Source organism: Aquimarina sp. ERC-38 (genome assembly GCF_026222555.1).
Taxonomy (GTDB): Bacteria; Bacteroidota; Bacteroidia; order Flavobacteriales; family Flavobacteriaceae; genus Aquimarina.
The window spans coordinates 928,884-944,368 of sequence record NZ_CP098511.1 but is presented as its reverse complement, the minus strand read 5'-3'; the positions used below and the strand labels follow the sequence as shown (position 1 = coordinate 944,368).

8 protein-coding genes and 3 pseudogenes are annotated in these 15,485 nt (G+C 33.2%); 9 read left to right on the top strand and 2 right to left on the bottom strand.

All coding sequences use genetic code 11. The annotated features are described in order from the left end of the window. Nucleotides 1–44: 44 nt before the first annotated feature. Nucleotides 45–1,244, top strand: a pseudogene (locus NBT05_RS04050) (IS256 family transposase); the annotation flags it as partial. A 234-nt stretch (nucleotides 1,245–1,478) separates the two neighbouring features. On the opposite strand, the gene NBT05_RS04045 reads toward NBT05_RS04050, so the two are convergent. Continuing rightward, on the bottom strand, nucleotides 1,479–1,682 hold the full coding sequence (locus tag NBT05_RS04045; protein WP_265772169.1) for a hypothetical protein: 204 nt from the start codon (nucleotides 1,680–1,682) through the stop codon (nucleotides 1,479–1,481). A gap of 71 nt (nucleotides 1,683–1,753) precedes the next feature. Next, the gene (locus NBT05_RS04040; RefSeq protein ID WP_265772167.1) at nucleotides 1,754–3,448 is read right to left on the bottom strand and encodes an AraC family transcriptional regulator; all 1,695 of its coding nucleotides are present in this window, start codon (nucleotides 3,446–3,448) and stop codon (nucleotides 1,754–1,756) included. A gap of 264 nt (nucleotides 3,449–3,712) precedes the next feature. Here NBT05_RS04040 and NBT05_RS04035 point away from each other — a divergent pair, with 264 nt between their 5' ends. From NBT05_RS04035 to NBT05_RS04000, 8 genes and pseudogenes are all read left to right on the top strand, one after another. After that, nucleotides 3,713–3,898 carry a hypothetical protein gene (locus NBT05_RS04035; RefSeq protein ID WP_265772166.1) on the top strand — a complete coding sequence of 62 codons (186 nt, stop codon included), beginning with the start codon at nucleotides 3,713–3,715 and terminating at the stop codon, nucleotides 3,896–3,898. 307 nt (nucleotides 3,899–4,205) lie between these two features. After that, nucleotides 4,206–5,183 (top strand): annotated as a pseudogene (locus NBT05_RS04030) (IS30 family transposase). A 28-nt stretch (nucleotides 5,184–5,211) separates the two neighbouring features. Then, nucleotides 5,212–6,411, top strand: a pseudogene (locus tag NBT05_RS04025) (IS256 family transposase); the annotation flags it as partial. 428 nt (nucleotides 6,412–6,839) lie between these two features. Further along, entirely contained in the window at nucleotides 6,840–7,820 is a 981-nt protein-coding gene (locus NBT05_RS04020) for an IS30 family transposase (RefSeq protein ID WP_265770627.1), read from the top strand. 19 nt (nucleotides 7,821–7,839) lie between these two features. Beyond that, the gene (locus NBT05_RS04015; RefSeq protein ID WP_265772165.1) at nucleotides 7,840–8,274 is read left to right on the top strand and encodes a lipocalin family protein; all 435 of its coding nucleotides are present in this window, start codon (nucleotides 7,840–7,842) and stop codon (nucleotides 8,272–8,274) included. 828 nt (nucleotides 8,275–9,102) lie between these two features. Beyond that, entirely contained in the window at nucleotides 9,103–11,136 is a 2,034-nt protein-coding gene (locus tag NBT05_RS04010) for a hypothetical protein (protein WP_265772164.1), read from the top strand. Between the two features lie 148 nt (nucleotides 11,137–11,284). Next, nucleotides 11,285–11,485, top strand: coding sequence for a hypothetical protein (locus NBT05_RS04005; protein WP_265772163.1), 201 nt, complete (start codon nucleotides 11,285–11,287; stop codon nucleotides 11,483–11,485). 453 nt (nucleotides 11,486–11,938) lie between these two features. Next, on the top strand, nucleotides 11,939–15,457 hold the full coding sequence (locus NBT05_RS04000) for a T9SS type A sorting domain-containing protein (RefSeq protein WP_265772162.1): 3,519 nt from the start codon (nucleotides 11,939–11,941) through the stop codon (nucleotides 15,455–15,457). Nucleotides 15,458–15,485: the final 28 nt, after the last annotated feature.

Below are 15,485 nucleotides of genomic sequence, written 5' to 3'. Positions count from 1 at the left end.
TACTCTGTCTGATTAAAATTTTAGTTTAATTTTAATGAGATATTATGACAACACAAGAACAACAAGAATTAGAGAAGAAGGCACTAGAGCAATTTATGTCTGGTAAGAGTCTTTTTAGTAAAGATGGTGCTTTTGCACCAATGCTTAAAAGTTTTATTGAGAAGGCTTTAGCGTCTGAGATGGAAGGTCACCTGGACGATGTTGAACGTTCCAAAGGAAACAAACGTAATGGCAAGGGCAAGAAGACCATCAAGAGCGGTTTTGGGACTTTTGATGTTGAAACCCCTCAAGATCGTCTCAGTAGCTTTGAACCAGAGCTGGTCAAAAAGCGGCAAAGTATCCTGGCAGACAACCTTTCAGATAAAATAATCGGTCTCTATGGCCTAGGGATGAGCTACCGTGATATCTCTTCACACATCAAAGAGATGTACGACACAGAGATCTCCCATACCGTGCTAAGCCAGATTACAGATAAGATCATTCCGGATGTAAAAGCATGGCAGAACCGTCCTCTAGAACCTTTATACTGCATCGTCTGGTTAGATGCTATGCACTACAAGGTTAAAGTAGAAGGGAAGATCGTTCACAAGGCACTTTACAACATCTTGGGAATTAACAAAGAGGGGCAAAAAGAAATACTAGGGATATACTTATCTGAGAGCGAAGGTGCTAACTTCTGGTTGCAGGTACTCACCGACCTTAACAATAGGGGGCTTGAAGATATTTTGATAGCCTGTACCGATAACCTAAAAGGATTTACTAATGCGATACTCGGTGTTTTCCCCAAAGCTGAGGTTCAACTTTGTATCGTTCACCAAATACGTAACTCCTTAAAGTATATAGCTTCAAAGGATCAAAAGGAATTTATGAGGGACCTTAAAAAAGTCTATCGGGCAACAAATAAACAAGTGGCAGAGGATGAACTGGAAAAGCTATCGGGCAAGTGGGAAGAAAAATATCCGGTAGTCATTCAAAGTTGGCAAAACAACTGGGAGCATCTATCACAGTACTTTAAGTATACAGCACCTATTAGAAAAATCATCTATACCACCAACGCTGTAGAGGGGTACCATCGCCAGGTACGCAAAGTAACCAAGACCAAGGGTGCCTTTACAAATGATATGGCACTGCTCAAGCTCGTTTACCTTGCTACGATGAACATCCAGAAAAAGTGGACAAGCCCTCTGCACAACTGGAACTCTACCATACAGCAACTTTATATTATCTTTGAGGATAGGATAAACCTGGATATTGGTAAAAACCAATCAAAACGTGTCGCTGACGCTAGGTCGCATTCCAAAATCAGTCGAAAACAAGTTTCGACTGATTTTGAAATGGATAAGAAAAAATAACTCAGACAGAGTTTAATTTACACTACCTTTAGATTGGCAACACTTAATTCACCTTTTTTATTAAAATAAATAGTTGGTATTCTAAATTATTTATTTAATGATTTTCTAAAAAATCTTTTTTCTTCATTAAATAAAATTAGTATTCAAATTTTTAGATGTATTTAAACATGGTGGTATAAGATCTTCATCTTTTTCCTCATCTTGAGTATGACCAGTTGTATTTGGTGTATTATTACAATCTTCGCTTTTTTTAAAATTTGTACCACCAATAATACTTTGCGAATTATTCAATTTGGACACTCTGAACTTTTCTAATTTTAATTTTTTCATCTCTCTAGTTTTAAATTCAAACACAAATAAAACAGTTTAAATATACTTAGAAAAGAATTAAATATCCAAATTCACGAATTCGGATGTTTTTTTAATTCATTTATAAAATAGGATGGAGTAATTCCAGCTTTTTTTTTAAAAGCTTTAGTAAATGATTCCGTTTTTTTAAAACCTATTTCGTTTGCTATTGCTAGTAACGTGTATTTTCTAAAACTAAGATCATCTTTAAGTTTCTTTATAGCATAAGTTATTCTTAAATCATTGATATATTGAACAAATGTCTTCTCTTTTTTTATCGAAATTACCTTTGATAGATATTTACTATTTGTTTTTAATTGTTTAGCTAAAACTATTAAAGTAAGTTCAGGTTTTATATAATCATTATTGATTTCAAATTGTTGTAAACCTACTAAAATATGATTTATAATATCCTCCGAAATATCTATTTGATCAGATGATTTTTTTATATATTTAGTTATAGCTTCAGTTTTGTGATTGTCTCTATCATTTACTAATGCTAAGAACTTAGTTTGATAGCTTTTTTTCTTTTGGTATTGATAAATAAATCCGAATAGAATTAAAATACTGACAGCTAGTAAAGCAATAATCCAAATTCTCTTTTTCTGATCTTTTTGTTTAATCTCTAAAATAATTCGATCCCTTTCTGATTTAAGTTTAGGAATTTCATAATCTGTATATAAATTTTTGTTTAAATAAATTTGATTATTATGATTAATACTATCAATTTTAATTAATTTTTTTAAATACAAAAATTGATTATTTAAATCATCTCTACTCTTATAATAATCTATTAATTCCACATATATTTCTCTATAAAAAGAATCAGTGACTCTTAATTGATCTGTTATACTATCGGCAATTTTTAAATTTTTTAAACTTTCAGCAGAATATTTTAATTCCTTATTAATTTTACCTAAGTATAAATGGACATGCGCTTTATTTGCTATTCTTTGTAAGGAATCTAATGAAGATTTAAGCAATTCTTCACTTCTTTCAAAGTTTTTTTGATAGTAAAAATTTATGCCCTTGTTTGCTAAAAAATTGTAATAATGATAGCTATTCTCAATATTTTTTGAAATTTGTAGTCCAGTATCTATATAATAATTAGCGGTATCCAATTTTCCTAATTCATTATATAAAGTAGACATATTAAATAGAATTTGTAATTCTTCAATTTTACTTTTAGAGTTTCTTTTTTGGACATCTTCTAAATTTTTCTTGTATAAGTCCAAGGCTGCGATTTTATCACCCAATTGATATTTAATTTTAGCTAAAGACCATAAAATTTGATAAGTGATAATTTTGCTATTTTTTTTGTCGAATTGATTTGCCTTTAGAAAATTTTCTAAAGATTTTTTTAAATTTCTTCTTTTATAATAAAATAGAGCTTTTTCAGAAAAAGCTTTTTCCGGTTGTAAATATGCAGGAGTTATTGTTCCTAGTCCAATAATGCTATCTAAATACGATAAGTATTTATCTCTATTATTTTTTCGGTACAAATAAGACCGCAATTCATACCCTCCTATTAACGTGGCAGTATCCCCCTCTTTCTTAGTTCTAGCAATAATGGCATCTGTATAAATAACTTTAGCAGCACGAGTAGTATCTGCATAATAGCGTTCCCACATGTAGTCATAAGATACATTTTTAAGAGAATCTGCAACTTTTTGTGCTTGTACCTGAGTACAAAATGCAAGTAAAAAGAGTAAAGGGTAGTGAAATGGCGTATTTTCTTTAAAATTCATGAAATTCTTAAATGAGAAGCTACAAAATAAAGGCTTACTAAGAAGTAAATCAAAGCTTTATTTGTTAAACTTAGTGGTTATGAGTTTTTCAAAGTTGAATTGTAATAAAACCACTATAAATTAATTTTAAATGAAATCTCATTTTTTGAGACCCTACTATCGTATTCTTGTAGTGTAAAAGAAAAACGCGTTTTCTTTTAAAGTTGTAAATCATCTTGTTGTTTAACGAAATACAAGATTAATTATTAATTAAAAATTTAAAAAATGAAAAATTTAGAAGGTTTTGGAAGTATTGAGTTATCTCTTAATGAATTACAAAATATTGATGGTGGGCATATGAGTCCAGGTCAGTGTGCGGCATCCGCAGTTGCTGCAGTAGCGGCTGGTGCTGTCTTGGGAGTGTTACCAGGTGTTTTTGCTGCGATAAGAGTAGCAATTTCTTGTGGATAATTCTATATTTAGGGCTTAATTTAAACGAATTAAGCCCTAAAATTTTTAATATGTTTACAGTTGTATGGTTACAATTTATTAGAAATTTTTCTATTAGAAAATTATCCATATTGACGGTAATTTTATCTTTTTTGATTATTCCCGTACATTATTGTAAAGAATATTATATACATTCTTAGATTCAACATATAAATGCAACAGTTTATCTGTTGATAAAAAGCCCCCACCATAGTTTTAGCCCTAGGGCTAAAACTATGGTGGGGGCGGCGAAAAATCTCATACCTTTGGGTTGGAAAACTTAAAGAATATGGAACATTTAACGCTGGAGGAAAGGTACAAAATATCAGCGCTTTTAGAACTTAAAACCCCTAAAAAGGAAATAGCAGAACAGTTGGGTCGGGATCGCTCTACTATATATAGGGAAGTAGGACGCAATGCTGATCACCGAAGTGGGAAGTACAATGCTGAGCTAGCCCAAAGAAAAGCCCAAAAACGCCATAAGGATAAAACAAAGCATAAGGTTTTTACCCCTTCCATGGAGAAGCTTGTTTGCGATGGGCTTGAAGACCACCTTAGCCCGGAACAGATCAAAGGAAGGGCTATGTTAGAAGGAACTCCTTGTGTATCGCATGAGCGTATCTACCAGTTTATATGGCAAGATAAGAAAGCAGGCGGGAAAGCATACCTTTGTTTGCGTAACCAGGGAAGGAAGTACCAGAAAAGGGGCGGTAAGCAAGCAGGTAGGGGGTGCATCCCTAATAGAAGGGACATAACAGAACGCCCCCGGGTAGTAGACAAAAAAGAAAGGATAGGTGACCTTGAGATTGACCTGGTGATAGGTAAAGACCATAGAGGTGCCCTTGTCACTATAAACGATAGGGCTACAGGGATGCTAAGGATGGGGCATATAGAAAACAAATCAGCCCGAGAAGTCCAGGTGAAAACGGAAGAACTACTGGAAGATTGGAAGCCCTTCATTAAAACTATTACCAGTGACAACGGGAAGGAGTTTGCAAACCATCAGGAAATAGCAGAGGAGCTTGATATTAATTTTTACTTTGCAAAACCCTACCATAGCTGACAAAGGGGTGCCAATGAAAACCTCAACGGGCTGATAAGACAATATTTCCCAAAAGGTAGTAGCTTTGCAGAGATAACTAAGGAAGCGGTAGAGAAAGTAGAAAACATTTTAAACAATAGGCCTAGGAAAAGGTTCGGGTATAAAACACCCAATGAGGTATACGCAACTTTGATTGAGAGTGTAAACTGTACTCTGTCTGATTAAAATTTTAGTTTAATTTTAATGAGATATTATGACAACACAAGAACAACAAGAATTAGAGAAGAAGGCACTAGAGCAATTTATGTCTGGTAAGAGTCTTTTTAGTAAAGATGGTGCTTTTGCACTAATGCTTAAAAGTTTTATTGAGAAGGCTTTAGCGTCTGAGATGGAAGGTCACCTGGACGATGTTGAACGTTCCAAAGGAAACAAACGTAATGGCAAGGGCAAGAAGACCATCAAGAGCGGTTTTGGGACTTTTGATGTTGAAACCCCTCAAGATCGTCTCAGTAGCTTTGAACCAGAGCTGGTCAAAAAGCGGCAAAGTATCCTGGCAGACAACCTTTCAGATAAAATAATCGGTCTCTATGGCCTGGGGATGAGCTACCGTGATATCTCTTCACACATCAAAGAGATGTACGACACAGAGATCTCCCATACCGTGCTAAGCCAGATTACAGATAAGATCATTCCGGATGTAAAAGCATGGCAGAACCGTCCTCTAGAACCTTTATACTGCATCGTCTGGTTAGATGCTATGCACTACAAGGTTAAAGTAGAAGGGAAGATCGTTCACAAGGCACTTTACAACATCTTGGGAATTAACAAAGAGGGGCAAAAAGAAATACTAGGGATATACTTATCTGAGAGCGAAGGTGCTAACTTCTGGTTGCAGGTACTCACCGACCTTAACAATAGGGGGCTTGAAGATATTTTGATAGCCTGTACCGATAACCTAAAAGGATTTACTAATGCGATACTCGGTGTTTTCCCCAAAGCTGAGGTTCAACTTTGTATCGTTCACCAAATACGTAACTCCTTAAAGTATATAGCTTCAAAGGATCAAAAGGAATTTATGAGGGACCTTAAAAAAGTCTATCGGGCAACAAATAAACAAGTGGCAGAGGATGAACTGGAAAAGCTATCGGGCAAGTGGGAAGAAAAATATCCGGTAGTCATTCAAAGTTGGCAAAACAACTGGGAGCATCTATCACAGTACTTTAAGTATACAGCACCTATTAGAAAAATCATCTATACCACGAACGCTGTAGAGGGGTACCATCGCCAGGTACGCAAAGTAACCAAGACCAAGGGTGCCTTTACAAATGATATGGCACTGCTCAAGCTCGTTTACCTTGCTACGATGAACATCCAGAAAAAGTGGACAAGCCCTCTGCACAACTGGAACTCTACCATACAGCAACTTTATATTATCTTTGAGGATAGGATAAACCTGGATATTGGTAAAAACCAATCAAAACGTGTCGCTGACGCTAGGTCGCATTCCAAAATCAGTCGAAAACAAGTTTCGACTAATTTTGAAATGGATAAGAAAAAATAACTCAGACAGAGTTTAATTTACACTACCTTTAGTACTTCATATATCCGGTAACGCCCAGATCTTTCCAGTTCAGGTAAAACTGTAAAAGAAACATTTTTATGCTAGAAATGAATTATAAATTCAGTTTAAAACAAAATTATAATTAAATTTTCCCGTTTGATTTATTTGTATTTAAATATTTATTAAACTTAGATTCAACACATAAATGCAACAGTTTATCTGTTGATAAAAAGCCCCCACCATAGTTTTAGCCCTAGGGCTAAAACTATGGTGGGGGCGGCGAAAAATCTCATACCTTTGGGTTGGAAAACTTAAAGAATATGGAACATTTAACGCTGGAGGAAAGGTACAAAATATCAGCGCTTTTAGAACTTAAAACCCCTAAAAAGGAAATAGCAGAACAGTTGGGTCGGGATCGCTCTACTATATATAGGGAAGTAGGACGCAATGCTGATCACCGAAGTGGGAAGTACAATGCTGAGCTAGCCCAAAGAAAAGCCCAAAAACGCCATAAGGATAAAACAAAGCATAAGGTTTTTACCCCTTCCATGGAGAAGCTTGTTTGTGATGGGCTTCAAGACCACCTTAGCCCGGAACAGATCAAAGGAAGGGCTATGCTAGAGGGGACCCCTTGTGTATCGCATGAACGTATTTACCAGTTTATATGGCAGGATAAGAAAGCAGGCGGGAGAACATACCTTTGTTTGCGTAATAAGGGAAGGAAGTACCAGAAAAGAGGCGGTAAGCAAGCAGGTAGGGGGTGCATCCCTAATAGAAGGGACATAACAGAACGCCCCCGGGTAGTAGACAAAAAAGAAAGGATAGGTGACCTTGAGATTGACCTGGTGATAGGTAAAGACCATAGAGGTGCCCTTGTCACTATAAACGATAGGGCTACAGGGATGCTAAGGATGGGACATATAGAAAACAAATCAGCCCGGGAAGTCCAGGTGAAAACGGAAGAACTACTGGAAGATTGGAAGCCCTTTATTAAAACTATTACCAGTGACAACGGGAAGGAGTTTGCAAACCATCAGGAAATAGCAGAGGAGCTTGACATTGATTTCTACTTTGCAAAACCCTACCATAGCTGGCAAAGGGGTGCCAATGAAAACCTCAACGGGCTGATAAGGCAGTATTTCCCAAAAGGTAGTAGCTTTGCAGAGATAACTAAGGAAGCGGTAGAGAAAGTAGAAAACATTTTAAACAATAGGCCTAGGAAAAGGTTCGGGTATAAAACACCCAATGAGGTATACGCAACTTTTATCAACAAAACCCAAACTGTTGCATTTATAACTTGAATGTAGGAAACTTTCAATTATGAAAAAAACTTTTTTGACCTTTAGTTTTTTGTTGACTTTTATTTTTATTTCATGTGGCGATGATGATAGTCCAAATGAATCAGAACAAGGAACTTGGAGGCTAGTTAATCGCGTAGAAGTAGGGGATGATGCGGATTCAGTTGTATTGGATTGTGAAAAGTTGACGACTTACATATTTCAAAATAATACTGTTGAAAGTACAGTTTACGATTCAAATGATACTGATGATGACTGCGTTGCTCCAGAGTCTTCTACACTTAATTATAAAATTGAGGATTCTTTCCTTATTGTTTTAGACGATGAAGGAAATGCAATTGATACTAAGGTAAATGTAGAAATAACTGTTTTGGAAGAAAAGATGATATTAGTTTTTAGAGATCCTAATGACTCTCCCACATCCGCTTTAAAAAGTGAAACCTTTGAAAGACAGTAATAAAGTTTTCTTCTTAAAGTACAAAAACCACACAAACGTGTGGTTTTTGTACTTTGTCAATTTTATGATTACAACTAATTTCTTTATAATCTTTCCTTAGACAAAAATAAGTTAAAATAAATCTGGCTGCAATAAAAAAATAATTAGCAGTAAGATTAAGCTAGTCGGTTTACATGTCAAAGCTACTTACAGTCACCTATAAAATTTATTAAAATTACCTGTAACAAAAGTTAGTAAGAAGCTACTTATAGGATAATCCATTTAGTAAATAATGAAACCTTTTTTTTATTAAAACATTTAACTCTATCCTCATTAAAATATTGTAAAAGAATTTAGAATTTTAAAACAGAAAAACCATAAAATTTCTCTGTTCTTAATTATGAAATGTTCTTAACATTTTGTTAATTTGTGCTGTCAAAGTATTTAGTGTGAATGTTTTGGTCTATTTACCCCATAAATAGTTTAATATGAACCTACTAATCTGGAGTATTTGAAAAAATCATTACTCGCATTTATATTTTTCCCACTTTTTATTTTTGGTCAATCATTAGATTATGAAACCATTGCTAACAGTAAACCTATAAAAATTAGCGGACAGGTTTCTGCAAGTGGGGTGTATTATAATTCCAATCAAAATCAAAGTAGGGAACCTTTCACCTTTTTTTACAAGGGGCACTTAACGTCAACATTTATAGCTTTTCGATACCTATTTCCTATAGTATTTCAAATCAAGGAGAGGATCTCGGTTATCAGTTACCTTTCGATTTTAATCGAATTAGTTTACATCCTAAATATAAATGGATCACCGGTCATATCGGGAATGTAAGTATGACTTTTTCTCCCTACACCTTAAACGGACATCAATTTACCGGGGGAGGGGTAGATTTGACACCACCTGGTGCATTTAAGTTTAGTGCTATGTCGGGAAGATTATTAAAAGCTACCAATGATGATGATGACCCACGTACGGTTCCGGCATACAACCGTATGGGATATGGATTAAAAGCTGGTATGGAAAAAGAAAGATATAAAGTAGGGGTTATAGCTTTTTATGCTAAAGATGATACAAACTCTATTGATTCCATACCAGAAATAAAAGGTGTATTACCTCAAGAAAACTTGGTAGTAAGTATAGAAGGAGAAGTCAAATTAGGGAACAGTTTTACCCTACAATCGGAATATGCTGCTACAGCAATTTCAAAAGATATACGGGCGGAGGAGCTAGATACCGAAGAAATTGCACCTTTAGCCGTAGTTTTTAATAATAGGGCTTCTACAGAATATTATAATGCTATCCGATCTAGATTGGGTTATGTTATTGGTAGAGTAAACTTCGGATTGAGCTATGAACGAATAGATCCGGGTTATGAGACCCTGGGAGCCTATTATTTTAATAATGATTTTGAAAATATTACCGTAGATGCATCTAATACTTTTTTTAATAATAAATTAGCACTGGCTATTAATTTAGGTTATCAAAGGGATGACTTAGATAATTTAAAAGCTAACAACACAAACCGAACGGTGGGCTCCGCAAATGTCACTTTAACCCTTTCTGATCGATTAACCCTGGGAGGGTCATATTCTAATTTTTCGACCTTTACAAATGTAAAACCTAATCAATTTGATGAAATTAATGACGGAGACTTGCTCGACGAAGAATTAGAAAACCTGGATTACCGACAGCTATCTCAAAGCGCTACCGCTGCTATAAATTACGTGCTTTCTAATAATAAAAAGTCAAGACAAAACCTTAATTTAAATTATGCTCTAAATGATGTAGCAAATGAGCAGGGGGGAGTGGTTCGAATTGGTGATGCCTCTACGTTTCATAATATGAATATCGCTCATACCATAAATTTTACAGAGTATAATTTAACTTTAAATACCTCATTAAACGGAACCTATAATACAATAGGTCGAGAGGAGGCTACTACCTGGGGGCCAACCTTTAGTGCAGCAAAATACTTTTTTGATAAGACATTAAACATCCGCATTTCCGGGGGATATAATACTTCTAAAAATGCCACCTCACAAACTAGTGTGATTAATATGAGGGGCGCTCTTACCTATACTTTAAAGGAGCAACATAATTTTAGCTTAAATGCCGTTCAGATTTTTAGGGAAGGAGGAAGTAACGGTTGGCTAAGTGAATTAACCGCAACTTTTGGATACAACTATGCTTTCGGTTTAAAAAAGCCTAAAATTAATTTGAACAAAAGAGATCGAAATGATACTGATTCCCTTCGTATCCGATATCGACAATATAATTTTATAGGACTGCCTTCTGAAATTACACCAAAATTATATGAATTACCAGAGAAAGAAGGTTTTGCTCAATTAATAAAGGGTAAAAATCGAAGGTTAAATAAATTATCCGAACAGTTAAAAGAAACTGAAGACAAAGAAAAGAAAATATATAAAGAAATTGGGATTGCTTACTTAAAAGAATTGGATGGGTATTTCGATTTCACTGAATATTACAGTGAAAAACTATATAGTGCCTATCAAAAATTAGTTATTGAAGCAAAAGAAATTGATCGCCAGATTAAAGAAGAATATTTTGTACTTACAGGTAAAATTAATAGTACTGAAGAAAAAGATCCGGAAGATTTAAAAAGGCAAGCAACCTTAGAAAAAAGGAACAAAGCACACAAGGCACTCCTTGATTCTCTAATAGCCTGGAACCTACAACCCGAAAATATGGCAAATCCTGAAGGCGAACTGAAAAAAATAAAAGAACGTTTCGCCACTCGTATTTTTGAAATGTATAAAGAAGGAAAAGATGAAAAGGCAGTCGTAAAATTCTTAGAAATCAGACTGGCTGATATGTTTCATAAGTTGTTAAAGGAGTATAATTAAATTGCTTGTTGCTTTTCAGTTTAAAAATAAAAAAATATCTTAAAAATTTTATAAAATTACAAATAAAGCATAATTATTATAGGGGAAAGTATATACTTTTGGAATGTAATTCACATATCAATTTATTTTTACTAAACACTTTATATTTATGAAAACATTTTTACGTTTAACAACTATTCTACTTTTATTTTATAACTCCTTACATGCCTTTCAAAGTACTACATACGTCTTTGAAGGACCTGATGGCAATTGGACAGATGAATCCCTGTGGAAAGATGGATTGTATCCGGGTGAATTTATTTTGACCGGGGATACAGTAACAATTAAAAATAATGTAGTCATTCCGTAAGAACTTACTATTACCAATAGGGGAGTATTTTCTATTGTAGAGAATTCTAAGAATGATGACCCTAAAACAATAATTCAATTATTTGGATCTTTAATTAATGAGAAAGAGGGTAAATTATTAATAGATAATTTCACTCAAATTATTTTAAAAGATCAAGCATTACTATCTAATAATGGATTCATAGAAATAGGTCAAAACTGTAAAGTAACACTTCAAGATCAAGATACGAATTTAGTAAATAACGGAAGTATACGTTTTACGTTTGAAGTTTCTCAAACCAGTTCTTTTATAAATAACGGAACTGTTATAAACAACGCAGAAGGAAATTTAAGATTAGGATTTTCTTTACTATTTGAGAATAACAATACATTAATAAACGAAGGTACATTTTTTATAGGTAATCAATCAGAGTTCATAAACACTGCTCAGGTCTTTAATAGAAATAGCTTCCACATGGTCTCTTTAAATAGATTCGTTAATGCTACAACAGGTAATTTTATAAATACGGGCGAATTTGATAGTTCCATCGGATTAATAGAAAACTACGGAAATTGGGATAACGTAGCAGAAGATCAAACTACTTCAGGTACTGTTAACTTATCAGGACGTTTTGCTACTTTTTTAAATAATGGTTCTTTAAATAATCAAACTGATGGAAGGAATTTTCAAGGAGTTTCAAAACTTGAAGGATTCAATCAGTCTCATGTAGGCTTATATAGAAATCGATCAGTAATTGCACCAGGAACTAAAAAGGATCCTATTGGGACATATACTTTTAATGAAAACTTAGTTCAAGAGAGTTTTAGTTCTATAGATTTTGATGTAAATAATACAGCCAATGATAAGATTATTTCTCTATCCAATATAGAACTAAACGGAGCTTTAAAAAGTAACATATTAGAAGATTTAGACTTGAATCAAGGTGAAACGAGAGATTACTTAATACTGGAAGCAGATGGTATTTCTGGAGAATTTAATCAAATTACTTTTCCTAATGAATCCTTAGAGTATATACCGAATTTAATATATCAAGAAAACAAAGTTTTTTTAAGATTGACTAAAAGTAAAGTTTACACTTTCGGAGGATCGGAAGGTCTTTGGACAGATGTAAAGAAGTGGAAAAATGAAGAAGCCCCTGGAACTTCAATCTCTAATATTGAAATCGTTGTTATAAATGGCAATGTATCTATATCTGACGAATTAGAAATTATTAATAACGGACAGATAATAGTATCTAAATTAGAAGATACCCTGGATGAATCTACTTTAAATATTTTAGGTTCTTTAGTTAATGAAGAAGAAGGCTCAATAATTTTAAAAGAAAGCAACAACTTATTTTTAAATAAGGAGGGTATTCTAGAAAATAAAGGTGAAATGTTACTAATGGATAAAGTAAACTTTTATTTAAAGGATAATAAATCTAAACTTATCAATGTTGGAAAAGTATTAAACCCTAAATCTAGAACTCAAAAGAATATTTTAAATAATGAAGAAATTGTTAATTCAGACACAGCCTTATTTTATATAGCTTTTTCAGATACCTTAACCAATAATGGTAGAGTATTAAATTCTGGCAAATTATTTTTTGATTCGAATTCAAGTATTCTTAACTCTGGAATAATTGAAAATGAAGGAGAAATTTCTGTTGAATTTAGAGTTAACTGGTTTAATTCTCAAAATTCTCAATTTTATAATAAAGGAATACTAAAGGGTTCACGTCTTGAAGTTACTAATAATGGTAATTGGATCAACGAAGAAAGTAGTCTAGCTAAAATAAATTTAAACACGATAGTATTTGAAAATAATAATATTTTAGATGATTATGATGCGAACAATACCTTTACCGGTTCTTTTACTTCACTTTCAGGTGTCAATAAAAATCATATTGGTAATTATACAAATTCTACTACAGTAAGTCCGGGAATGCAAAGACAGATCATTGGTTCTTATACTTTTACTAATAATTACATACAAAACAATAACGGAGTTTTAGAAGTTCAAATAACTGGGAGAGTATCGGATCTTTTGACCTCTCAAGCTGATGTTTTTCTTTCAGGATCTTTAGAAGTTGAAATAATAGAACCTATCTTAATAGAGCCTAATTCTTTTTTAGATTACAAAATAATTGAAGGGGAAAGTATTTCTGGGGAGTTTAATAATGTTAAAATTTCTAAATTACCCAAAAACTATCGATATGAGATTAATCGTTCGGAAGAAGAAATCAGTATAAGAATATTTAATGATTCGGAAAATATGTTGCCTTACATTTTTTCCGGTAAAGGATCCTGGACTGATATTAATAATTGGGAAAATAATAGGTATCCCGGAGTTGTAATTTTAAAGGATCAAAATGTAATTGTATCTGGTAAAGCAATTATCGAACAGCAGACGACAATAGAGAATAATGGTAATATATCTGTTATTCCAAATTTTGCTATCCCTGCCTCTTCCGAGAATGGTAGTTTAAATATACAGGGTTTTTTCAATAACCAGGCAAATGCACAACTCACCTTAAAAAATTACAGTTCTCTATCTATTATGGATAATGGAATATTGCAGAATGAAGGCGCTATAAATTATAATAGATCTATCCTTATAAAATTAAACTCTGAGACTGCAAGATTAACAAATGGAGGTAGAATATCAAATGCTAATAAAGTTTCAGTTGGTAGTAATTTTGTAAATGAAGGTATAATTTTAAATGAAGAAAATGGTTTATTATTTATTGATGATATGAGTTTCAATAATAACAATCAAATTGTAAATGATGGTAGTGTTGGTATGGGAATAGGTGGTGATTTTAAGAATAGTGGAACCATAAAGAACAGTGGTAGAATATCTATTAAGGAATCTAGTTTTAAAAATCTGGAAAGTGGAACTCTTTATAATTCCGGAGAAATTTATTCTAATAGTTTTGGGAGCCTTTCGAGTTCAGGGAATTTAATTAATAAAAGTGAAGGAAACATTGATACAACTGAAAATTCTTTTTTTACTTATATATCAGGTGTTTTTCAAAATGAAGGAGAATTAAATATTTTTTCGGGAGATGCCTTTATTTTTGATGATTTCATCAATAATGGAAAGATATTGATTGTTCAAGCAGATTCACAAGGTGGGGGCGGACAACTGACTATAAAACCTGAAGTAACTTTAACTAATAAAGGAGAAATAATTATTGCTGAAGGAAATGGTGCCATTAATATTAGAGGTGGAGATTTAATTAATGAAGGCGGAACCTTAGTAAATGAAAAAGAGGGGCTAATTACTAATGAAAGTAGAATTATACAAGATAAACATGCTATAACTATAAACAGAGGAAGTATCCTGGCAAATACTAGTTCACATACGGGAACATTTATTAATGAATCTGGCACCCTTGGATTAGGAGTATCTTCAGAATTTATTGATGCTTCTCAATCTACCTATACGTACGAGCTAACTAATGGTTGGGAACAACAGGAAGATGGGGTACTTCAAATCCGTATTTTAGGAGCAACTTCAGATAAAGTTGTCTCATTAGGTGGAACTATTACATTAGCAGGAGAACTGGAAGTTGATTTTTCAACACCCATAGATACTACCACTTTATTAGAAGAGTATGTCATTCTAAAAGCAATAAATATTTCTGGCACATTTAAAAATCTTGATGTTCAAAATATTCCGGAAAATAAAAACTTTGAAATTGTATATACAGATACGGAAGTTCGTATAAAAATTGAAGATGTTCAGGTGTTAAACACTCTGGATAACCTATTATCTGAAATTAAATTAATAACCGATCTTAAAAATGAAAGTATATCCATAGAAGGACTTATAGGAAAACATACCTTATCTATTTATGATTTACACGGTAGAAAAGTGTTAGAAAATGAAACTACAGCTCCGCTTACTCAAAGCGTTTCAAATTTAGCCAAAGGGTACTATATTTTAAAAATAGATAATGACCAATCATTTTATAGATTTGTCAAATAGTACTTTTTAAGATTGTGATGTAAAAGCG

Excerpts from the sequence above, each read along its gene's own strand:
- NBT05_RS04020 (WP_265770627.1), top strand. The coding sequence starts at position 6,840 with ATGGAACATTTAACGCTGGAGGAAAGGTACAAAATATCAGCGCTTTTA.
- NBT05_RS04035 (WP_265772166.1), top strand. The coding sequence starts at position 3,713 with ATGAAAAATTTAGAAGGTTTTGGAAGTATTGAGTTATCTCTTAATGAA.
- NBT05_RS04010 (WP_265772164.1), top strand. The coding sequence starts at position 9,103 with ATGACTTTTTCTCCCTACACCTTAAACGGACATCAATTTACCGGGGGA.
- NBT05_RS04000 (WP_265772162.1), top strand. The coding sequence starts at position 11,939 with ATGGTCTCTTTAAATAGATTCGTTAATGCTACAACAGGTAATTTTATA.
- NBT05_RS04015 (WP_265772165.1), top strand. The coding sequence starts at position 7,840 with ATGAAAAAAACTTTTTTGACCTTTAGTTTTTTGTTGACTTTTATTTTT.
- NBT05_RS04005 (WP_265772163.1), top strand. The coding sequence starts at position 11,285 with ATGAAAACATTTTTACGTTTAACAACTATTCTACTTTTATTTTATAAC.
- NBT05_RS04045 (WP_265772169.1), bottom strand. The coding sequence starts at position 1,682 with ATGAAAAAATTAAAATTAGAAAAGTTCAGAGTGTCCAAATTGAATAAT.
- NBT05_RS04040 (WP_265772167.1), bottom strand. The coding sequence starts at position 3,448 with ATGAATTTTAAAGAAAATACGCCATTTCACTACCCTTTACTCTTTTTA.